The 22,149-nt window shown below is 65.0% G+C and carries 16 protein-coding genes; 13 read left to right on the forward strand and 3 right to left on the reverse strand.

Features of this window, described 5'->3' with window-relative positions; all coding sequences use genetic code 11:
- The first annotated feature begins 2 nt into the window (after positions 1-2).
- Entirely contained in the window at positions 3-1,013 is a 1,011-nt protein-coding gene (locus POF53_RS11140; RefSeq protein ID WP_203648374.1) for a class 1 fructose-bisphosphatase, read from the forward strand.
- A gap of 3 nt (positions 1,014-1,016) precedes the next feature.
- Positions 1,017-1,613, forward strand: a complete 597-nt coding sequence (locus POF53_RS11145) for a DUF924 family protein (protein WP_110735218.1) — start codon at positions 1,017-1,019, stop codon at positions 1,611-1,613.
- 122 nt (positions 1,614-1,735) lie between these two features.
- Here POF53_RS11145 and POF53_RS11150 read toward each other — a convergent pair whose 3' ends face one another.
- On the reverse strand, positions 1,736-3,628 hold the full coding sequence (locus POF53_RS11150) for a methyl-accepting chemotaxis protein (RefSeq protein ID WP_498967706.1): 1,893 nt from the start codon (positions 3,626-3,628) through the stop codon (positions 1,736-1,738).
- A 223-nt stretch (positions 3,629-3,851) separates the two neighbouring features.
- Here POF53_RS11150 and bamE point away from each other — a divergent pair, with 223 nt between their 5' ends.
- A complete protein-coding gene (gene bamE, locus POF53_RS11155) occupies positions 3,852-4,106 on the forward strand; it encodes an outer membrane protein assembly factor BamE domain-containing protein (RefSeq protein WP_028688397.1) in 255 nt (84 codons plus the stop codon).
- On the forward strand, positions 4,103-4,675 hold the full coding sequence (locus POF53_RS11160) for a lipocalin family protein (protein WP_203648371.1): 573 nt from the start codon (positions 4,103-4,105) through the stop codon (positions 4,673-4,675). Before bamE ends, POF53_RS11160 begins: the two co-directional genes overlap by 4 nt.
- Positions 4,676-4,821: 146 nt before the next feature.
- Here POF53_RS11160 and POF53_RS11165 read toward each other — a convergent pair whose 3' ends face one another.
- Positions 4,822-6,186, reverse strand: a complete 1,365-nt coding sequence (locus POF53_RS11165) for a formimidoylglutamate deiminase (RefSeq protein ID WP_498967709.1) — start codon at positions 6,184-6,186, stop codon at positions 4,822-4,824.
- A gap of 144 nt (positions 6,187-6,330) precedes the next feature.
- On the opposite strand from POF53_RS11165, the gene hutC reads away from it, so the two are divergent.
- The 7 genes from hutC to hutG all read left to right on the forward strand — a co-directional run bounded on the left by hutC (position 6,331) and on the right by hutG (position 14,799).
- Positions 6,331-7,041 carry a histidine utilization transcriptional repressor HutC gene (gene hutC / locus POF53_RS11170; RefSeq protein ID WP_203652717.1) on the forward strand — a complete coding sequence of 237 codons (711 nt, stop codon included), beginning with the start codon at positions 6,331-6,333 and terminating at the stop codon, positions 7,039-7,041.
- Positions 7,038-7,610 (forward strand): HutD/Ves family protein, encoded by a 573-nt coding sequence (locus POF53_RS11175; RefSeq protein WP_498967711.1) that lies wholly within the window; start codon positions 7,038-7,040, stop codon positions 7,608-7,610. Before hutC ends, POF53_RS11175 begins: the two co-directional genes overlap by 4 nt.
- A 201-nt stretch (positions 7,611-7,811) precedes the next feature.
- Positions 7,812-9,485: a urocanate hydratase gene (gene hutU / locus POF53_RS11180; protein WP_203648367.1), complete on the forward strand. Its 1,674-nt coding sequence runs from the start codon at positions 7,812-7,814 to the stop codon at positions 9,483-9,485.
- Positions 9,486-9,572: 87 nt separating this feature from the next.
- Complete coding sequence (hutH, locus tag POF53_RS11185) at positions 9,573-11,105, forward strand: histidine ammonia-lyase (protein WP_498967713.1); 1,533 nt, start codon at positions 9,573-9,575, stop codon at positions 11,103-11,105.
- 150 nt (positions 11,106-11,255) lie between these two features.
- Positions 11,256-12,659 carry an amino acid permease gene (locus POF53_RS11190; RefSeq protein ID WP_498967715.1) on the forward strand — a complete coding sequence of 468 codons (1,404 nt, stop codon included), beginning with the start codon at positions 11,256-11,258 and terminating at the stop codon, positions 12,657-12,659.
- An 18-nt stretch (positions 12,660-12,677) separates the two neighbouring features.
- Complete coding sequence (gene hutI / locus POF53_RS11195) at positions 12,678-13,883, forward strand: imidazolonepropionase (protein ID WP_498967717.1); 1,206 nt, start codon at positions 12,678-12,680, stop codon at positions 13,881-13,883.
- 112 nt (positions 13,884-13,995) lie between these two features.
- Positions 13,996-14,799, forward strand: coding sequence for an N-formylglutamate deformylase (gene hutG, locus POF53_RS11200; protein ID WP_498967719.1), 804 nt, complete (start codon positions 13,996-13,998; stop codon positions 14,797-14,799).
- A 3-nt stretch (positions 14,800-14,802) separates the two neighbouring features.
- Here the strand turns inward: hutG and POF53_RS11205 are convergent, their stop codons facing one another.
- Positions 14,803-20,682, reverse strand: coding sequence for a dermonecrotic toxin domain-containing protein (locus tag POF53_RS11205; protein ID WP_498967721.1), 5,880 nt, complete (start codon positions 20,680-20,682; stop codon positions 14,803-14,805).
- Between POF53_RS11205 and pip the strand changes: the two genes are divergently transcribed.
- Both pip and dtd read left to right on the forward strand, forming a co-directional pair.
- Positions 20,626-21,531 carry a prolyl aminopeptidase gene (gene pip / locus POF53_RS11210; protein WP_498967727.1) on the forward strand — a complete coding sequence of 302 codons (906 nt, stop codon included), beginning with the start codon at positions 20,626-20,628 and terminating at the stop codon, positions 21,529-21,531. The two genes, POF53_RS11205 and pip, sit on opposite strands and share 57 nt — an antisense overlap.
- Positions 21,528-21,965, forward strand: a complete 438-nt coding sequence (gene dtd / locus POF53_RS11215) for a D-aminoacyl-tRNA deacylase (RefSeq protein WP_050707270.1) — start codon at positions 21,528-21,530, stop codon at positions 21,963-21,965. The genes pip and dtd overlap by 4 nt, the downstream gene beginning before the upstream one ends.
- Positions 21,966-22,149: the final 184 nt, after the last annotated feature.

Consider the following 22,149-nt stretch of genomic DNA (forward strand, 5'->3'; position numbering starts at 1 on the left):
ACATGTCCCGCGTTACCCTGAGTCGCTATCTGATTGAGCAGACCCGCAGCAACAATACCCCTGCCGATCTGCGCTTCCTGATCGAGGTGGTGGCGCGTGCGTGCAAGGAGATCAGCCACCACGTGTCCAAGGGTGCCCTCGGCGGCGTGCTGGGCAGCATGGGCACCGAAAACGTGCAGGGCGAAGTGCAGAAGAAGCTCGACGTGATCTCCAACGACATCCTGCTCGAGGCCAACGAGTGGGGCGGCCACCTGGCCGGCATGGCGTCCGAGGAAATGGACAACGCCTACCAGATCCCGGGCAAATACCCGAAAGGCGCCTACCTGCTGGTCTTCGACCCGCTGGACGGCTCGTCGAACATCGACGTCAACGTTTCGGTCGGCACCATCTTCTCGGTACTGCGTTGCCCTAACCAGTACCTGAGCCAGAACGAAAGCCTGAACGAAGAAGCGTTCCTGCAGCCAGGCACCGAGCAGGTCGCCGCCGGTTACGCCATCTACGGCCCGCAGACCATGCTGATCCTGACCCTGGGCAACGGCGTCAAGGGCTTCACCCTGGACCGCGAGCTGGGCAGCTTCGTCCTGACCCACGAGAACATCCGCGTGCCGGAAACCACCGCCGAGTTCGCCATCAACATGTCCAACCAGCGTCACTGGGAAGCCCCGGTGCAGCGCTACGTGGGCGAGCTGCTGGCCGGCGAGACCGGTCCGCTGAAGAAGAACTACAACATGCGCTGGATCGCCTCGATGGTGGCCGATGTGCACCGCATCCTGACCCGTGGCGGCCTGTTCATGTACCCGCGCGACGCCCGCGAGCCGAGCAAGCCGGGCAAGCTGCGCCTGATGTACGAAGCCAACCCGATGTCCTTCATCATCGAACAGGCTGGCGGCGCCTCCACCAACGGTTACGAGCGCATCCTCGACATCAAGCCGGAGAGCCTGCACCAGCGCGTGTCGGTGATCCTCGGCTCGAAGGAAGAGGTCGAGCGCGTCACCGCCTATCACAAGGAGTAAGTCATGCTCGCACCTTGGCAGCCGTTGCTGGAGTGGTGGTTCGGTTGGGGCAGCAGTGCCCAGGCCGTGGCTGACGAGAAGAACACGCTGTGGTTCGGCAAGCACCATGACGCCGAAGCCCAGGCCCAGTTCGGCCACCTGGTCGAGCAGGCCCTCTCGGGCGGGCTCGACGAGTGGCAGCAGAGCCCGCAGGGCTGGCTTGGCCTGCTGATCCTGCTGGATCAGTTGCCACGCATGATCCACCGCGACACGCCGCGCGCCTTCGAGGGCGACCGGCGGGCGCAGGTGGTGGCGATGCAGGGCCTGCAAAAGGGCTGGGACTACCAGTTGCTGCCGATCCAGCGGGTGTTCGTGCTGCTGGTGCTGGAGCACGCCGAGGTGCTGGACTGGCAGAACCTGTGTGTCGAGCGTTACCAGATGCTGCTGGCTGAACAGCCCGAGGCCAATCGCCGGTTGTTCGAAGGCTTCCTCGACTATGCCGAGCAGCACCAGCGGGTGATTGCCAGGTTCGGGCGCTTCCCGCACCGCAACCTGGTGCTGGAGCGGCCGAGTACCAGCGAGGAGATGGATTTCTTGCTGGAGCCTGGGTCCCGCTTCTGAATAGCCGGGCCTGCTGCGCAGGCCTTTCGCGGCACAAGGCCGCTCCTACAGGGAATCGCATCCCCCTGTAGGAGCGGCCTTGTGCCGCGATGGGCCGCAAAGCGGCCCCCAGGGCCTTCGAATCAGATCCTGAAACTCCCCACCAGATGCTTCAACCGCTCGACCTGATGCTCAAGGTCGGTGCAGGCACGCAACGTGCTCTGCAGGTTGTGCACCCCTTCCTGATTCAGCGTATTGATCTCGTTGATGTCGACATTGATCGACTCGACCACGGCCGTCTGCTCCTCGGTGGCGGTGGCCACCGACTGGTTCATGCCGTCGATCTCGCCGATGCGCTGGGTAACGCTGCCCAGGCGCTCGCCGGCCTGGTTGGCGATGCCCACGCTGCGATCGCTGTGCTGCTGGCTCTGGTTCATGGTGCTGACCGCCACCTGGGCGCCGGCCTGCAGCTCCTCGATCAGGCGCTGCACCTGCTGCGCTGAGTCCTGGGTACGGTGGGCCAGGTTGCGCACCTCGTCCGCGACCACCGCGAAGCCGCGCCCGGCCTCGCCGGCACGGGCGGCCTCGATGGCGGCGTTGAGCGCCAGCAGGTTGGTCTGCTGCGAGATGCCGCTGATCACATCGAGGATCTGGCCGATGTTCGCCGTGTGGTTGTTCAGCGTCTCGATATTGCCGCTGGCGTCGCTGATGCGCGCCGACAGCTGGTTCATCACGTCGATGGTCTCGCCGACCACCTGCTGGCCTTCCTCGGCCAGGCCGCGGGCGGCGCTGGAGTGCTGCGAGGCGAGGGCGGCGTTCTGGGCGATTTCCTGGGCGGCGGCGCCGAGCTGGTTGATCGCCGCGGCCACGCTGCTGGTGCGGCTCGATTGCTGGTCGGCGTTATGGATCGAGGCGTTGGAGGCGTTGACCACCTGGCTGGCCACGGCATTCACCTGGCCGGTGGCCGAGGCCACTTCACGGATCGACTCGTGGATCCGCTCGACGAAACGGTTGAACGACTGCGCCAGGCTGCCGAACTCGTCCTGGGCGTGGATGTTCAGGCGCCGGGTCAGGTCGCCCTCGCCCTCGGCGATGTCGCGCATGGCGCGGCCCATGACGTGCAGCGGCTCCATCAGCACACGGATCAGCAGGCCGAGCAGGGCGATGATCACCACCACCGCGATCAGCGTCGCCACCACTGCCGAGGTGCGCAGCTCGCCGAGCATGGCGAAGGCCGCGTCCTGGTCCAGCACCAGCGCCACGTACCAGTCCGCCGACGGCACGCCGTCGACGTGGGTGAAGCTGATGAACTGCCGGCGGCCCTCGACCTCGACCTCTTTCAGGCCGCTGCCGATGCGCAGGTCGCTGCCGGGGTAGACATCGGCCAGGGTCTTGAGCGCCAGTTCGCCCTTGGGATGGATGAGCACCTTGCCTTCGCCGTTGACGATGAAGGCATGGCCGTGGCCGCCGAAGTCGAGGGTGTTGATCAGGTTGCTGATGGTCTGCAGGTCGGTGTCGACACCGCTCACGCCGATCATGCGCCCGCCCTGTTGCACCGGGGTGGCCAGGGTGATCACCAGCTTGCCGGCCGAGACCGAGATGTACGGCTCGGTGACGATGGTCTGGCCCGCCGTGCTGGCCGCCTTGTACCAGCCGCGCACGCGCGGGTCGTAGTCGGCGGCGCGGTTACCCACCGGCACCGACTGCATGCTGCCGTCCTGGCCGCCGAAGTAGGTGAGGATGAAGTTGCCGCTGTACACCGGCAACGCCAGGATGCGGTCGAGGCTGTTCTTGGCCGGGCCGTCGACGGCGATCTGCTGGGCCACCGAGCTCACCAGCTGGATGCGGCTGTCGAGCCAAGTGCGGATGTTGCCCGCGGTCAGGTTGCCCAGTGACTGCAACGTCGATTCAGTGTCGCTGCGCAGCGACTGGCGCTGCCTGTAGTCGTTGAACAGGACGAAGCAGGTGAAGGCGACGGCCACCACGAGGGCGGCGGCCAGCAGGATCTTGTGGCTGAACTTGAGGTTCTTGGTCATTTTTCTTGGAATCTGCGCACGGGCACGAAGGGGAGGGGTGCGGCAAAAGGCCATACCACCGCTCTATGTCGACGCGCAGGAATAAAACATTAATCGTTTGCGCGCCAGGCGACCAACGGCGCACAACGAAACCTGGGCCGCCAGGGAACCGCGGAGCCTTTTTCCCTTCTAAGCTCCCTGCAGGCCTTCGTACCTGCGTATCCACCTCCAGGAGTGTCCCTTCATGTCGTTGCGTTCCCTCGCCCTGTTGTCCTTGTGCGTCGTCCTGACCGCCTGCAGCAAGATCAACCAGGAAAACTATTCCAAGCTCAAGGCCGGCATGAACAAGGCCGAGGTCGAGCAATTGCTCGGCTCGCCCAAGGAGTGCTCCGGGGCGCTGGGCATGAGCAGCTGCACCTGGGGTGACGAGAAGAGCTTCATCAGCGTGCAGTACGCGGCGGACAAGGTCCTGATGTATTCCGGGCAGGGCCTCAAATGAGGCGTCTGCACCTGCTGCTGGGCGTGTGCCTGGTGATGCTGCTGGGTGGCTGCGCCACCTCGGCCACCGACCCGCTGGCGCCGAAGACCGCAGGTGCGGTCGACCTCAAGCGTTACCAGGGCAAATGGTTCGAGCTGGCGCGCCTGCCGATGAAGTACCAGGATGGCTGTGCCCAATCTGAAGCCCACTACAACCTCAAGCCCGACGGCACGGTCGGCGTGCTCAATCGCTGCCGCACCATGGGCGACGAGTGGCTGCGCGCCGAAGGCCATGCCACGCCGCAGGAGGCCGGGCACACCGACAAGCTGTGGGTGGAGTTCGACAACTGGTTCACCCGCCTGGTGCCGGGCGTGGCCAAGGGCGACTACTGGATCCTGTTCGTCGACGAGCGCTACCGTACGGCGATTGTCGGCAGCCCGGATCGCAAGTACCTGTGGATTCTTTCGCGTACGCCTTCGCTGCCGGCCTGGGAGCGCGAGAACCTGCTGGCCAAGGCGCGGCAGCAGGGGTATGACACCAATCGGCTGATCTGGCGAGTGTCCGACAAGCAGATTGTTGCCAGGCATTGAGATCCAGGTGGTTGCGATCCCTGTAGGAGCGGCCTTGCGCCGCTAAAGGGCCGCAAAGCGGCCCCGGCGATCTTTGCGTCAACACTGAACCTGGGGCCGCTTCGCGGCCCTTTCGCGGCGCAAGGCCGCTCCTACAGGGACCGTGTTCAGGCCAGAAGCTGACGCAGGACTGCCACAAACGCCACCGCGCTTTCCTCTTCCTGCCCATGCCGCCCCTGGCGCACCACCCACTGCCCGTTGACCATCACATCACGCACCTGGCGGTCGCCGCCCGCAAACAACCAGCGGTTGAGGATGGCATCGCCGTCCGCCACGGCCAGATACGGATCCTGTCCATCGAGCACCAGCCAGTCCGCGCGCTTGCCCACGGCGAGCTCGCCGATCGGTTGCCCCAGCGCCTGGGCGCCGCCAGTCAGCGCGGCATCGTAGAGGGTACGGCCCACCATCGGCTGGTCTGCGCGATACAGGCGGTTGCGCCGTTGGTCGCGCAGGCGCTGGCCATACTCCAGCCAGCGCAGCTCCTCGACCACGCTGAGCGACACATGGCTGTCCGAGCCGATGCCCATGCGCCCGCCCCGGGCCAGGTAGTCCACCGCCGGGAAGATCCCGTCGCCCAGGTTCGCCTCGGTGGTCAGGCACAGCCCTGCCACCGCGCCGCTGCGGGCCATGGCGGCAACTTCGTCGGCTTCGGCGTGGGTGGCGTGGACCAGGCACCAGCGCTGATCGACTTCGACATGCTCATACAGCCACTGCAGCGGACGGCGGCCGCTCCAGGCCAGGCAGTCATCGACCTCCTTCTGCTGCTCGGCAATGTGGATATGCACCGGGCAGGCCGCATCACTGGCGCCCAGCACATCGGCGATCTGGCCCGGCGTCACCGCGCGCAGGGAGTGGAAGCACAGTCCCAGCGCCTGCGCCGGTTGTTGCGCCAGCAAGGGTACAAGCTGCTGTTGCAGGCGCAGGTACTGCTCGGTGGAATTGATGAAGCGTCGCTGACCGTCGTTGGGGGCCTGGCCGCCGAAGCCGGAATGGCTGTACAGCACCGGCAGCAAGGTCAGGCCGATGCCGCTGGCACTGGCGGCGGCGCTGATGCGGCGTGACAGCTCGGCAGGGTCGGCATAGGCCTGGCCGTTCTGGTCATGGTGGACATAATGGAACTCGGCCACTGAGGTGTAGCCGGCCTTGAGCATCTCGATGTACAGCTGGCGGGCGATCACCTGCAACTGCTCCGGGGTGATCCGGCCGACCAGGCGGTACATCAGCTCGCGCCAGGTCCAGAAGCTGTCGTTGGGGTTGCCGGCCACTTCCGCCAGCCCCGCCATGGCCCGCTGGAACGCGTGCGAGTGCAGGTTGGGCATGCCCGGCAGCAACGGCCCGGCCAGGCGCTCGGCGCCATCGGCGCTGGCATCGGCCTCGATTGAGGCCAGTCGGCCGTCGGCGGCGACCTCCAGGCGGACATTGCGGGCCCAGCCCGAGGGCAGCAGGGCGCGTTCGGCGAAGTAGGCGGACATCGGTGAAATCCTGTTATTGTTAACTTGTATATACATATACAGCCGTTTGCCTGCCGGGTAAACTCCGGCAAGCTACCGTTCACTCCAACCGCACAAGGATTCAACGCCGTGCCGACACTTCCTGTCTCCGCGCTGGTTGCCCAGATGGGCGAAGGGCCGGCGCCGCTCTACGCCCGGGTGAAACAGATGATCATCCAGCAGATCGAGAGCGGCAGCTGGCCGCCTCATCATCGGGTGCCCTCGGAGAGCGAACTGGTCAGCGAGCTGGGCTTCAGCCGCATGACCATTAACCGCGCCCTGCGCGAGCTGACCGCCGAGGGCCTGCTGGTGCGCATGCAGGGTGTCGGCACCTTCGTCGCCGAGCCCAAGACCCGCTCGGCGCTGTTCGAGGTCAACAACATCGCCGACGAAATCGCCGGCCGTGGCCACCAGCATAGCTGCCAGGTGATCACCCTGGCCGAGGAGGCCGCTGGCTCCGAGCGCGCCCTGGCCCTGGACATGCGCGAAGGCCAGCGGGTGTTCCACTCGTTGATCGTGCATTACGAGAACGGCGTGCCGGTGCAGATCGAGGACCGCTACGTCAACGCCGCCATCGCCCCGGACTACCTCAAGCAGGATTTTACCCGGCAGACGCCCTACGCCTACCTGTCGCAGGTCGCGCCGCTCACCGAAGGCGAGCATGTGGTCGAGGCCATCCTCGCCGAGCCTGAAGAATGCACGCTGTTGCAGATCGAGCGGGGCGAGCCGTGCCTGCTGATCCGCCGCCGCACCTGGTCGGGACGCCAGCCGGTGACCGCCGCGCGCCTGATCCACCCCGGTTCCCGTCACCGTCTGGAAGGACGATTCAGCAAATGACTCAGTTGCAGCTGTTGCGTGCGCGGGATTATCCGCGCATGCCCTGGAAGAACGGTGGTGGCTTCACCGAAGAGATCACCCGCGATGTCGGCGACAGCCTGGACGGTTTCGGCTGGCGCCTGTCGATTGCCGATATCGAGGAGTCCGGTGGCTTTTCCACCTTTGCCGGGTACCAGCGGATCATCACCGTATTGCAGGGCAACGGCATGCGGTTGCTGGTCGACGGCCAGGCCAGCCGGCCGCTGTTGCCGTTCGATGCGTTCGCCTTCAGTGGCGAGAGCCAGGTCAGTTGCAAGCTGCTGGGTGGGGCGATTCGCGATTTCAACCTGATCTATGCGCCGCAGCGCTATCGGGCGCGGTTGCAGTGGTTCGATGGCGGCAACCAGATATTCAGTTCGGCGTCGACGCTGTTGCTGTTTGCCGCCGGCAATCATGTCGAGGTGGGGCTGGCTGGGCAGGGCACGCAGCAGCTTGGGCGGTATGACTGCCTGCGGATCGATGGTAACGAGGGGTTGCTGGAGCTGGATGTACAGGGGCGATTCTGCCTGATCGAGCTGACACCAAGCTGATTCTGTCGCAAGTACATCGCGGGGCAAGCCCGCTCCCACGCCAGATCTTGTCCGGCGTGGGAGCGGGCTTGCCCCGCGATGCTTTTCGGAGGAATGGTCCGGTTTTTTGGTTGCCTATGCTTGTACATACAAGTAAAGGTGTGTTTGTATAGTCGCCACGACACACACACATGCCGTCGGACGACCGCAGAGGACATCCCCGTGACTGACAACAACAAATACCGTGACGTAGAAATCCGTGCCCCGCGTGGCAACAAGCTGACCGCCAAGAGCTGGCTGACCGAAGCCCCGCTGCGCATGCTGATGAACAACCTCGACCCGCAGGTTGCCGAAAATCCGAAAGAGCTGGTGGTGTACGGCGGCATCGGCCGCGCCGCGCGCAACTGGGAGTGCTACGACAAGATCGTCGAGACCCTGACCCGCCTGGAAGACGACGAAACCCTGCTGGTGCAGTCGGGCAAGCCGGTCGGCGTGTTCAAGACCCACAGCAACGCCCCGCGCGTGCTGATCGCCAACTCCAACCTGGTGCCGCACTGGGCCAACTGGGAACACTTCAACGAGCTGGACGCCAAGGGCCTGGCCATGTACGGCCAGATGACCGCCGGCAGCTGGATCTACATCGGCAGCCAGGGCATCGTCCAGGGCACCTACGAAACCTTCGTCGAGGCCGGTCGCCAGCACTACAACGGCAGCCTGAAAGGCAAGTGGGTACTGACCGCGGGCCTCGGTGGCATGGGCGGCGCCCAGCCACTGGCCGCGACCCTGGCCGGCGCCTGCTCGCTGAACATCGAGTGCCAGCAGAGCCGCATCGATTTCCGCCTGGAAACCCGCTACGTCGATGAGCAGGCCAAGGACCTGGACGACGCCCTGGCGCGCATCGCCAAGTACACCGCCGAAGGCAAGGCCATCTCCATCGCCCTGCATGGCAACGCCGCCGAAATCCTGCCGGAGCTGGTCAAGCGTGGCGTGCGCCCGGACATGGTCACCGACCAGACCAGCGCCCACGACCCGCTCAACGGCTACCTGCCGGCCGGCTGGACCTGGGAGCAATACCGCGACCGCGCCCAGACCGACCCGGCTGCGGTGGTCAAGGCCGCCAAGCAATCGATGGCCGTGCACGTCAAGGCCATGCTCGACTTCCAGGCGCAAGGCATCCCGACTTTCGACTACGGCAACAACATCCGCCAGATGGCCAAGGAAGAAGGCGTGGCAAACGCTTTCGATTTCCCGGGCTTCGTACCGGCCTACATCCGCCCGTTGTTCTGCCGCGGTGTCGGCCCGTTCCGTTGGGCCGCGCTGTCCGGCGACGCCGAGGACATCTACAAGACCGACGCCAAGGTCAAGGAACTGATCCCGGACGACGCCCACCTGCACCGCTGGCTGGACATGGCCCGCGAGCGCATCAGCTTCCAGGGCCTGCCGGCGCGTATCTGCTGGGTCGGCCTGGGCCTGCGCGCCAAGCTGGGGCTGGCGTTCAACGAAATGGTGCGCAGCGGCGAGCTGTCGGCGCCGGTGGTGATCGGTCGCGACCACCTGGACTCGGGCTCGGTATCCAGCCCCAACCGCGAAACCGAAGCCATGCGCGACGGCTCCGACGCGGTCTCCGACTGGCCGCTGCTCAACGCCCTGCTCAACACTGCGGGCGGCGCCACCTGGGTTTCGCTGCACCACGGCGGTGGCGTGGGCATGGGCTTCTCCCAGCACTCGGGCATGGTCATCGTCTGCGACGGTACCGATGAAGCCGCCGAGCGTATCGCCCGCGTGCTGACCAACGACCCGGGGACCGGCGTGATGCGCCACGCCGATGCCGGTTACCAGATCGCCATCGACTGCGCCAAGGAGCAGGGCCTGGACCTGCCGATGATCACCGGCTGATCGCCGCGCTTTGGATCGCACCCTTCACGGGTGATACTGAACAACAAGAAGGGGCCCCGCGTGGCCCCAAGCGATTGGAGTAGCGAAGTGACCGAATTGACCCTCAAGCCCGGCACCCTGACCCTGGCCCAGCTGCGCGCCATCCATGCCGCCCCCGTGCGCCTGCAGCTGGATGCCAGCGCCGCGCCGGCCATCGACGCCAGCGTTGCCTGCGTCGAGCAGATCATCGCCGAAGACCGCACCGCCTACGGCATCAACACCGGTTTCGGCCTGCTGGCCTCGACCCGCATTGCCAGCCATGACCTGGAGAATCTGCAGCGCTCGCTGGTGCTGTCCCACGCCGCCGGTATCGGCGCGCCGCTGGACGACAGCCTGGTGCGCCTGATCATGGTGCTGAAGATCAACAGCCTCAGCCGCGGTTTCTCCGGCATCCGTCGCAAGGTGATCGACGCGCTGATCGCCCTGGTCAACGCCGAAGTTTATCCACACATCCCACTCAAGGGCTCGGTCGGCGCTTCCGGCGACCTGGCACCGCTGGCGCACATGTCGCTGGTGCTGCTGGGCGAGGGCAAGGCCCGCTACAAGGGCCAGTGGCTGCCTGCCACCGAGGCCCTGGCCGTCGCTGGCCTGGAGCCACTGACCCTGGCCGCCAAAGAGGGCCTGGCCCTGCTCAACGGTACCCAGGCGTCCACCGCCTACGCCCTGCGCGGCCTGTTCCAGGCCGAAGACCTGTATGCCGCAGCCATCGCCTGTGGCGGCCTGACCGTGGAAGCGGCACTGGGTTCGCGCTCGCCGTTCGATGCACGTATCCATGAAGTGCGTGGCCAGCGCGGCCAGATCGACACCGCCGCCTGCTTCCGCGACCTGCTGGGCGACACCAGCGAAGTGTCGCTGTCGCACAAGAACTGCGACAAGGTCCAGGACCCGTACTCCCTGCGCTGCCAGCCACAGGTCATGGGTGCCTGCCTGACCCAGATCCGCCAGGCCGCCGAAGTGCTCGGTATCGAAGCCAACGCCGTGTCGGACAACCCGCTGGTGTTCGCCGCCGAAGGCGACGTGATCTCTGGCGGCAACTTCCACGCCGAGCCTGTGGCCATGGCCGCCGACAACCTGGCCCTGGCGATCGCCGAGATCGGCTCGCTGAGCGAGCGCCGCATCTCGCTGATGATGGACAAGCACATGTCCCAGCTGCCGCCGTTCCTGGTGGAAAACGGCGGGGTCAACTCCGGCTTCATGATCGCCCAGGTCACCGCCGCCGCGTTGGCCAGCGAGAACAAGGCCTTGTCGCACCCGCACAGCGTTGACAGCCTGCCAACCTCGGCCAACCAGGAAGACCATGTGTCGATGGCCCCGGCCGCCGGCAAGCGCCTGTGGGAAATGGCCGAGAACACCCGTGGCGTGCTGGCCATCGAATGGCTGGGCGCCTGCCAGGGCCTGGACCTGCGCAAGGGGCTGAAGACTTCGGTCAAGCTGGAGCAGGCGCGCCAGGCGCTGCGCAAGGACGTGCCGCACTATGACCGCGACCGTTTCTTCGCACCGGATATCGAGGTGGCGTCCGAGCTGCTGGCCAAAGGTACCTTGACCGGCCTGCTGCCGGCTGGGGTCCTGCCTAGCCTGTAACACCGTCGGGGGCCGCTTTGCGGCCCTTTCGCGGTGCAAGGCCGCTCCTACACAGGCAATGCGTTCCCCTGTAGGAGCGGCCTTGTGCCGCGATGGGCTGCGCAGCAGCCCCCCTCATTCTCACGACCAGAACAACAATAAGGACGTGACATGCAACAAGCTCAAGGTCTCAAGCGCGGGCTATCGGCCCGGCATATCCGTTTCATGGCGCTCGGTTCGGCAATCGGTACCGGGCTTTTCTACGGTTCGGCTTCGGCCATCCAGATGGCCGGCCCGGCCGTGCTGTTGGCCTACCTGATCGGCGGCGCTGCCGTGTTCATGGTCATGCGCGCCCTCGGCGAGATGGCCGTGCACAACCCGGTGGCCGGCTCCTTCGGCCACTACGCCAGCACCTACCTAGGCCCCATGGCCGGCTTCATCCTCGGCTGGACCTACGCCTTCGAGATGGTCATCGTCGCCATTGCCGACGTCACCGCCTTCGGTATCTACATGGGCTTCTGGTTCCCGGAGGTCGCCCGCTGGATCTGGGTGCTGGGCATCGTGTTCCTGATCGGCGGCCTGAACCTGTGCAACGTGCGGGTCTTCGGCGAGATGGAGTTCTGGCTGTCGCTGCTCAAGGTCGGTGCCATCGTCGCGATGATCGTCGCGGGCCTTGGCATCATGGCCTTCGGCTTCAGCCAGGTGGGCACCGGGCACGCGGTCGGGGTGAGCAACCTGTTCGACCATGGCGGCTTCATGCCCAATGGCGTCAGTGGCCTGATCGCCTCGTTCGCGGTGGTGATGTTCGCCTTCGGCGGCATCGAGATCATCGGCGTCACCGCAGGTGAAGCGAAAGACCCTCAGCGCGTCATCCCCAAGGCAATTAACGCCGTGCCGCTGCGCATCCTGCTGTTCTACGTGCTCACCCTGTTCGTGCTGATGTGCCTGTACCCATGGCCGCAGATTGGCAGCCAGGGCAGCCCGTTCGTGCAGATCTTCAGCAACCTGGGGATCGGCTCAGCCGCGGCCGTGCTCAATATCGTGGTGATCTCGGCGGCGATTTCGGCGATCAACAGCGACATCTTCGGTGCCGGGCGCATGATGTACGGCCTGGCCCAGCATGGCCAGGCACCGCGTGGCTTCGGCAAACTGTCGAAACACGGCGTGCCATGGATGACCGTGGTGGTGATGGGCGCGGCGCTGCTGGTCGGTGTGCTGCTCAACTACCTGATCCCGGAAAACGTGTTCCTGCTGATTGCCTCGATCGCCACCTTCGCCACCGTGTGGGTGTGGCTGATGATCCTGGTCACCCAGGTCGCCATGCGCCGCAGCATGAGCCGCGAGGAGGTCGCCCAGCTCAAGTTCCCGGTACCCTTCTGGCCCTATGGCCCGGCCCTGGCCATTGCCTTCATGGTGTTCATCTTCGGTGTGCTCGGCTACTTCCCCGATACCCAGGCGGCGTTGATCGTCGGGGTGATCTGGGTGGTGTTCCTGGTGGCGTCCTACCTGCTGTGGTGCAAGCCGCGCGCGGGTGGTGGCGAGCCGCTCCGGGAGCCTGCCGAGCTGCACCGTTAAGCTTACAAGGAGATCCTGATGAGAACCCTCTGGCAGCACTGCCACGCCGCGACCATGACCGAGGGCCGCTACGCGGTCATCGAGGACGCGGCGATCGTCACCAGCGCTGGCCTGATCGAGTGGATCGGTCCCCGCGCTGATGTGCCGCCGGTCGAAGCCGACCGCGTCGTCGACCTGGGCGGTGCCTGGGTCACCCCCGGGCTGATCGACTGCCACACCCACGCGGTGTTCGGCGGCAACCGCAGCGGCGAGTTCGAGCAGCGCCTGCAGGGCGTCAGCTATGCCGAAATCGCCGCCCAGGGCGGCGGTATCGCCAGCACCGTGCGGGCCACCCGCGCGGCCAGCGAGGACGAGCTACTGGCCAGTGCCCGCCAGCGGGTTCAGGCGCTGATGCGCGACGGCGTGACCACGATCGAGATCAAGTCCGGCTACGGCCTGGACCTTGAGAACGAACGCAAGATGCTGCGCGTCGCCCGGCGCCTGGGCGAGGAGCTGCCGGTCACCGTGCGCAGTACCTGCCTGGCCGCCCACGCGCTGCCGCCGGCATACGCGGGCAGGGCGGACGACTACATCGACCATATCTGCGAGCAGATGCTCCCGGCGTTGGCCGCCGAGGGGCTGGTGGACGCGGTGGACGCCTTCTGCGAACACCTGGCGTTCTCCCCGGTCCAGGTCGAGCGCTTGTTCATCAAGGCGCGTGAGCTGGGGCTGCCGGTCAAGCTGCACGCCGAGCAGTTGTCGTCGCTGCACGGCTCGAGCCTGGCGGCCCGCTACCAGGCGCTGTCGGCCGATCACCTGGAGTTCATGACCGAGGAAGACGCCATCGCCATGGCCGAGGCCGGCACCGTCGCGGTGCTGCTGCCAGGGGCGTTCTACTTCCTGCGCGAAACCCAGTTGCCACCGATGGACGCCCTGCGCCGACACGGCGTGAAGATCGCCCTGGCCAGTGACCTCAACCCCGGCACTTCGCCGGGTCTGTCGCTGCGTCTGATGCTGAACATGGGCTGCACCTGTTTCCGCATGACCCCCGAGGAAACCCTGGCCGGCGTCACCGTGCATGCCGCCACGGCGCTGGGGCTGGGCGACAGCCACGGCTCGTTGGAAGTGGGCAAGGTGGCGGACTTCATCGCCTGGCAAATCGAACGCCCGGCCGACCTCAGCTACTGGCTCGGCGGCGACCTGCCCAAGCGCGTGGTACGCCTGGGCCATGAAATATCCAACTGAAGGGTAGCTTCGTGGGAGCGGGCTTGTCCCGCGATACCGGCGAGGCCGGTGCCCTTCATCGCGGGGCAAGCCCGCTCCCACGAAGGTCAATCAGATACGCTGTAGGAGTCATATGGACAAGGTATTGAGTTTCCACCAGGGCCGGTTGCCATTGCTGATCAGCATGCCCCACGCCGGGCTGGGTCTGACCGACAAGGTGCGTGACGGTTTGGTCGACCAGGCACGCAGCCTGCCGGACACCGACTGGCACATTCCACGCCTGTACGACTTCGCCCGTGACCTGGGCGCAAGTGTAGTGGCGGCGGAGTATTCGCGCTTCGTCATCGACCTGAACCGCCCGGACGACGACAAGCCGCTGTACGCCGGCGCCACCACCGGCCTGTACCCGGCGACATTGTTCGACGGCGAGCCGTTGTTCAAGGATGGCCAGGTGCCGAGCGCCGACGAGCGGGCGACGTACCTGGAAGGGATCTGGCGCCCGTACCACGACACGATTCGTCGCGAGCTGGAGCGTCTGCGCGCAGAGTTCGGCTATGCGCTGCTGTGGGACGCCCATTCGATCCGTTCGCTGATCCCGCATCTGTTCGACGGCAAACTGCCGGACTTCAACCTCGGTACCTTCAACGGCGCCAGTTGCGATCCCGAGCTGGCCAAGCGGCTGCAGGGCGTGTGCGCCGAGTTCCCGCACTACAGCCATGTGCTCAACGGCCGCTTCAAGGGTGGACACATCACCCGCCACTACGGTGACCCGTCCCGACAGATCCATGCCGTGCAACTGGAGCTGGCGCAGAGCACGTACATGAATGAAGTCGAGCCGTTCGCCTATCGCCAGGACCTGGCACAACCGACCCAGGCGGTCCTGAGACGGTTGCTGGAGACGGTCCTTACGTGGGGCCGGGAGCGATACGGGCGCTAGCGCTCAACTGCGATCCGGATTGGCCAGTGTGGTCAGTTCACGGATCAGGTGCCGTTCCCGTGCCTGCTTGTCGTTCTCCAGCGCTTCGTACTCGGGCGCCAGTTCATCGAGGCTTTGCGGGGACTCGTCCAGGGCGCTGACCTGCGCCCTGTACTGCTGCTCGATGGCGTCGAAGCGTGCTGCGTAGGTCAGTCGCAGGTATCGGCACCATTGGTCATTGTTCGCGGCATACCCCAGGAACGACTCACCCTGCTCATCCCGGTGGACCTGGTCCATCGCCGCTGTCAGCTCGCTGCGGCTGACATCGGCAAAGGCCTCGTAGAGCATGTTGTCGTCGGGCACACCCAGTTTCAGCTCCTGATTCAGCCCGCGGCGATAGGCCAGGCGCACCTCCGCCTCGTCCCGGCCCTTGGCTTTGTCGCGGGCGATCTCATCCAGTCGGTACAGGCGATAGAGGCGCGTGAGCTCCTGGTAAAGCGTGTGTTCCGTATCGCCTGCGGTTCTCAGCAGGCTACGACTGTCGATCAGCAGCTCGATGTTCTGGAACACCAGTAGTGCCCCGTCGTGGCAGGTCTGGCTGCCGGTGTCCGGTTGCACCAGTGCCTCCTGCGCAATGGCGTTGAACAGTACGCGTTCTTCCGGCCTGACCAGCGCCTTGATCAGGACCATGCGCACGCGCTGGCAGAAGGACGGCCGGCTGGCGCCATTGCGAAAGGGCGCTGACTGCTGCAGGCGTCCGACCAGCGACAGCAGGTTGCCCGCATCGCCTGCCTGTTCCAGTTGCTGCCAGGTATCGCGCAGTGCTTCGTTTTCCAGCTGTGCGCCTTGCAGCCAGGCCTCCAGGCGTGGCTGGTCATCGGCAAGGGGAAGGATTGGATTATGCAGGTGCCCCCCCGCCAGTTCTTCATCCGAAGACGTCGCGGTCAGCAAGTCATCGGGCAGGCTCATGGCGAAGGTGAAGTTGCGCTGGGTGTCCGAGGAGGTGCGCGCACGGAACATGGTGCTGCGGCTCAATGGGTTGTCGAACAGGGCGATCGACGACACGGGGAAGTCGTGATCGAGGTTACTGAAGATGTGATCGGGCAACTCGGTCAAGCGGTTCTCGCTCAGGTCGAGCAGTTCCAGCGGCAGCAGGCTGTCCAGCCAGGCGGGCCACTGTTCGATACCCATGTTGTTCAGCTCGAGCCGAGTCAGGTTGCGCAAGGTCTCGGGCACCTGGGTGATTGTGCCCAGGCGGTTGCCGGCCAGTTCCAGTGTGCTGAGGTTGCCCAGTGCGCCGAAGATGGCGAGCACGTTGTCATCGATCATCAGCCCCATGTCGCGCAAGGACAGGTAGACGAGCCGGGGCAGGCGCAGGAGTGCTGTCGGCAGCGCCTGGTTCGGCTGGGTGTGTTCGACGAGGCTGAGGTTTTCCACCAGGGGGAAGCGTCGCAGGAAATCATCCAGCTGGGCGCTCGTGCTGCTGATCCGGGCTAGCGACAGGCTGCGCACGCGATCGTGGAAGAAGGACGGAAGTTGCGACGGGAAATGCTCCAGGGCGATGTTTTCCAGGCGCAGAGTGGTCTGGCGCATGCCCAGTTCCTGGTTGCGCCAGAAGTTGTTGATGCTGACCCCGATCCGGTTGCGCATGGCCATGGCGGCCTGGCTCAGCGGCGCCGTCGAACTTGATGCGTTGGCCCAGCTGTCGAGGGCGTCGCGCAGTGCTTCACGCTGCTGAGTGTAGCGGCGCAGGCGGGCGTTCAGGGACGATGAAATGTCGGCATGGATCCGTCCGGCCAGGCCCTGTTGATTGAGCAGGATGCGCAGCAGCTGATCCTCGATGATGGGATTGCCTTCCAGGGCAATGACCGAGTGGGTGGCAAGGTCCGGTTCGTTGCTCATGAGAAAGCTCGGCAGTGAGCGGATACGGTTGTCGCGTAGCGAGACCTCCCTGATGCGGGTCAAAGGGCGTGGCCTCAGTCCCTGGGGCCAGTGGTCGAGGTCCATGCGTTCGAGGCCCAGGTAGTCCAGCGTCAGGCCTTCGAAGGCCTGGTAGCTGTGCGATAACAGCCGATTGCCGTCCAGCATGAGGCGCCGAAGGTGGGGCAACGCTCTCAGGCTTTCGATCTCCCTGCTCGACAATGCCAGGTTCAGGTTGGTGATGCTGAGGGATTCGAGCGCCGGAAGGCGGCGGGTGATCGAGCTGAGGTCGTACAGGAAGTTGGAGGCGGGTGCGTTGTCGACATAAGGTCGGGTCACCTCCAGCGAGCGTAAGCCTGGGAACTGTTGGAACAGACTGGTCAGCTGGCGCTCGCGCCGTCCCAGGCTCGAAGCGCTGCCGTGGGACGGGTCGATGAGCTGAAGATGCCTGACACTTTCGCCAAAGAACGTGGGCAGGTCGGACGGGAAGGTGTCCAGTGCGATCTGCTCCAGACGCAATGGTGTCGCCTCGTGGGGTGTCACAGGCAGGGCATTGTCATACCAGTGCTGGATGATCCGCTCATGCAGCGTGTCGATCGCTTCGCTGTCCTGCCCGGCTGTGGCGGTTGTCGCTCGTCGCCATGCGGCCAGCGTGTCGCGCAAGGTCGTGTGCCGCTCCAGCAATGCCTGCAGGCGTATGTTTATCTCGCTTCGGCTCAGTCCGCTGCCTTCCAGGTCGGCCAGTATCTGGTCGGCCGTACGCGTCGTATGCACGGGCAGGCCGGTTTCCCTGATCATGCGCAGCAGGGTGTGGCGGGTGAAGCCGCCTCCAGTGCCGCCATGGCCGCCCATCGGGTATCCCAGGCGGCCGTCGGCCAGACGCATCGGCGAGTGGAAGCCCTGGCGCACGGGCTGCATGCGCAACACCTTGCGCAACGCCTCGCGCGAAAGTCGAGGCATCTGGCGAAGCAGGCGCTTGAGTGCTTGCGTGTAGCTCACTCCCAGGTTACCCAGTACGCTGATTGCGGGTGTCGGCAGGGCTTTCATCAGCGCACTGTAGAGCGTGTCGTGAAGCCTCTCCGAGGCTTCTGGGGCACTGCTGCCGTCAACGATGTATCCATTGGTCGTGCTGAAAATGGTGGCGTTGGGCTCGGCGGTCTGTGCTCCGATTCGTGTGCGCTCGGCGGGCCAGTGCAGGTGTTGCTCAAGATCGATGACCGTATCGGCGGGCCAGCCGGGAAGCTGTTCCAGCGTATGCAAGATCAAGCGGTCAGTGTCCCAGTTGCGCACCGTGTTTAGATATAGCCCTTCATAGGCGCGGGCCAGGCGCACCTGCTGCTGGTAGGTGCGAGCCTCTGCACCAAGGCGGGCGTGGACCCTGCCTTTATCCAGACCCTGCAGCTCCTCCAGGCTGGCATTGCGCAACAGCTCTTCGATGACCGGAAGCGGCAGCTGTGGATAACGTTGCCGCAGGGTGGCGCCGCGGGCGGTGGGCCTGGCGTACAAAAGGTCGTAGCGCTTCTGGAACGTCTTGCGCAGCATGTTTGGCTCCGTCACCGAGGTGCGCAGTTCCTGATCCAGCTTGAAACGAGACAGCGTGTCTTCCAGCAACGCCGGCAAGCGCAGGTTCTGGCTGACGGTTCGACGCAACATGGACTCATCCGTGCCGCTGACGTCGAGGATCCGGGTCAGGGTGGCTTCGTCGAACCCAGCGGTCAGTTGTCCTGCCCGACCGGCCAACTGCTTCAATGGCCATGCCTGTGGTCGGTCCAGTTCATGCAGCCAGGCGCCTGCACCATTGTGGCGCAATCGAGGCTGGTAGCCTTGGGGACTTTGTGGTTTTTCGATGACGTAGGCGTGGGGCGCAGCAATGGGTTTGACCGAGAACAGGCGGTCTTCCAGCGCCAACCAGATCTTGCCTGCGTGGTGGTACAAGCCGAACTCATCCGCTTTCAAGCCTGCAGGCAGCACGATGTCATGGGCAAATGGCTTCAGGTCCGGGGACCAGAGGCGGACCTCGCCGTCAGGCCTGCGCACCGGCTCCAGTTCTTCGACAAATGAAGGCGTCTCGGCGGTGATTTTCTCGATGGCAGGTTTTCCGCTGCTCGCCTCCCAGACCCCGAGAGCCGCCAACTGGGCAACGTTTTCAACCACGTCCACCAGGTAGGCCAGGGCCTGCTGCCTGTCGCCCTGCGCCCAGCTGGCGAACCCTTCGTATACTTCATGCCCCAGTTGCAGTGCCGTCAGTCCCAGCATCACCGGACCAAGGGCCGGTACGAAGAAGCTGCCCAAGGCCAGGGCGTTGAAGGCCAGGCCGGTGTAGTACGCCAGTTGTTTCTGCGCGGTTATCTGATCCTCCGTCGCGGTGGGGACCGCGTGGAACAGGGCATCGTCCCTGAACCTTTGACGTTTCTGCGCGACCAGCGCCTCGCGCAGGCCTTGCCCGAAGGGCTGCTGTGCCACCGTCACTCGGGCGTCTGGATCGCGCACACGGTTTACCGTACCGCCGTACTGGCCCGGAAAGACCTTTGAGGTACTCCAGTCCACCGGTTGCAGGCAGTCCAGCAACTGGGTGAGAAAGGCATTGCTGTCGCGTGCCGGTACGCTGTCGAGCAGTTGCCGGCGGGTCATGGACCCCAGCTGTTCGCGCAGGTAGGCCTGCAGCGCCTCGGCGGTGGCGTGATGCTTCAAGGGGATTCGCGCGCCGGGCAGATAGGTGACCAGCCAACCCTGGAAGGGCAGTTGGAACGCAGGGTAGCGCGACGGCAGGCTGGGGCCCGTTTCTACACCGAAGATCAAGGCGCCTGTTACCGAGCTGCCGAACAGCTGCAGGAAGGTCGCGCCCAGCGGACGGCCTTCGTACTCGGCCTCGCCGTGTTCGACCAGCTTGAGCAAGGCCTTATACAGCGGCTGTTCGAGCCTTTCGCCCAGATAAGCCCTGTGCAGCTCCAGGCGCAGGGTGCTCAGTTCCGCGTCGCCGAATACCTTGGCCGTCTGCGGATCCGCCTGGCAGGCCGTTTCGATCAGCGCCTGGTACTGACCACCGATATCCAGCTCGCGGGATAATGCCGCGAATTCGCTCGGCGAGATCTCGACCTGGTTGCCGCTGGGCACCACGCCCACGAACGCATTGCTGTCGAGCACCCTTGAGCTGAGCCTGGCGGTATCCAGCCCACCAGGCAGCGCCTGTTCGGCCTCGAAGTTCTGCAAGGCGCTGTGCAGCAAGGACTGCGTGGCTCGTCTGAACGACCGTGCTGCCTGAACGATCGGGTCGCCGCGGGAGGCGTCCTGATAAGCCTCGGCCCGGCGGGCGTTAAACAGATAGGTCTTGTTCACGTCCAGTTGCAGATGGAAGCGCTGCTTGATCGCCTGGGTCAGCTGCTGCGTGGCGAACTGCCGTAGATCGGGTAGCTGCTTGAGCCGCCTGGCCACCTCATCCTGGGTCTGTCGATGGGTGCCATATTCCTGTACCAGCTGTCGGGCGATGTCCGGGTGCGCCAGGCAAGCCTTGTCGAACCAGGCGTTTGGTTGGCTCAGGGCATTGCGCATGTGGGCATGGGCCGGCTTTGCGACGTGCTTCAGCCAGTCAGGCATCTGGTCGGCGATCAGCCGCTTCGACAGTGAACCTATGGGTTCGTCCGTTACTGGCGCGCCAGCGACGCCGTTGTTGTTGACGCTCATGGTGGGGCCTCGATGGAAGGGAGGCCCGGATGGTATGGACTGTGCCGCCGACCAAGGACATAACATGATCTGGCCGTAGAACCCGTCCGCATGCATCGCACCCAGCACGAGAGCATGCTCAAAGCGCAATTCAGGTTTATGATGCCAGGCGGCAGACAATATCCTCACACGGAGTGCGCGATGCAGACCCTCTACCCGCAGATCAAACCCTACGCCCGGCACGATCTGGCCGTGGAAGCGCCGCATGTGCTGTATGTCGATGAGAGCGGCTCGCCGGAAGGTCTGCCCGTGGTGTTCATCCACGGTGGCCCGGGCGCGGGCTGCGATGCCCAGAGCCGCTGCTACTTCGACCCCAACCTGTACCGCATCGTCACCTTCGACCAGCGCGGCTGCGGCCGCTCCACGCCGCACGCGAGCCTGGAGAACAACACTACCTGGCACCTGGTCGAGGACCTGGAGCGCATTCGCGAGCACCTCGGCATCGACAAGTGGGTGCTGTTCGGCGGTTCCTGGGGTTCCACCCTGGCCCTGGCCTACGCCCAGAAGCACCCCGAGCGGGTGCATGGCCTGATCCTGCGCGGCATCTTCCTGTGCCGCCCGCAGGAGATCCACTGGTTCTACCAGGAAGGCGCCAGCCGCCTGTTCCCCGACTACTGGCAGGACTACATCGCACCGATCCCGCCGGAGGAACGCGGCGACCTGGTCAACGCCTTCCACAAGCGCCTGACCGGCAACGACCAGATCGCCCAGATGCATGCCGCCAAGGCCTGGTCCACCTGGGAGGGCCGCACCGCGACCCTGCGCCCGAACCCGCTGGTGGTCGACCGCTTCTCCGAGCCGCAGCGCGCCCTGTCGATCGCTCGCATCGAGTGCCATTACTTCACCAACAACGCTTTCCTCGAGCCAGACCAGCTGATCCGCGACATGCCGAAGATCGCTCACCTGCCGGCGATGATCGTGCATGGCCGCTACGACGTGATCTGCCCGTTGGACAACGCCTGGGAGCTGCACCAGGCTTGGCCGAACAGCGAGCTGAAGGTGATCCGCGACGCCGGCCACGCCGCCTCCGAGCCCGGCATCACCGACGCCCTGGTGCGCGCCGCTGACCAGATGGCCCGGCGGCTGCTCGACCTGCCCCTGGAAGAAGCATGAAGGGGCTGATCCAGCGTGTGCGTGGCGCGCGGGTGGAAGTGGCAGGGGAGATTGTCGGCGCCATCGACCAGGGGTTGCTGGCGCTGGTGGCGGTCGAGCCTGAAGATTCGCCCGAGCATGCCGACAAGCTGTTGCACAAACTGCTGAACTACCGGGTGTTCAGCGACGAGCAGGGCAAGATGAACCGCTCGCTCAAGGATGTCGGTGGCGGCCTGCTGCTGGTGTCGCAGTTCACCCTGGCCGCCGACACCCGCAACGGCATGCGCCCGAGCTTTTCCACGGCGGCGCCACCGGCCCTCGGCGCCGAGCTGTTCGACTACCTGCTGCGCCAGGCACAGGCCCGGCACCCGCTGGTGGCCAGTGGTCGCTTCGGTGCAGACATGCAGGTGCATCTGGTCAATGATGGCCCGGTAACATTTATGTTACAAATATGAGGTCAAAAAACCCCTTGTTTGTCGAAAAACAAGGGGTTTTGTACGATAAATAGTTTGTTCAGCCTGATGCGTTGTAACGCGACCTGCTGGATAATCGCGCGCTGCATGAACCTGCGTTCGCAGGTTCGTTTCACTTTGACTCGAGCATTGTCAGGATCCGTTTGGGGAATCATTACGCCCTCAC

The organism is Mitsuaria sp. RG (assembly GCF_028369275.1).
In the GTDB taxonomy this organism is placed as follows: domain Bacteria; phylum Pseudomonadota; class Gammaproteobacteria; order Pseudomonadales; family Pseudomonadaceae; genus Aquipseudomonas; species Aquipseudomonas peradeniyensis.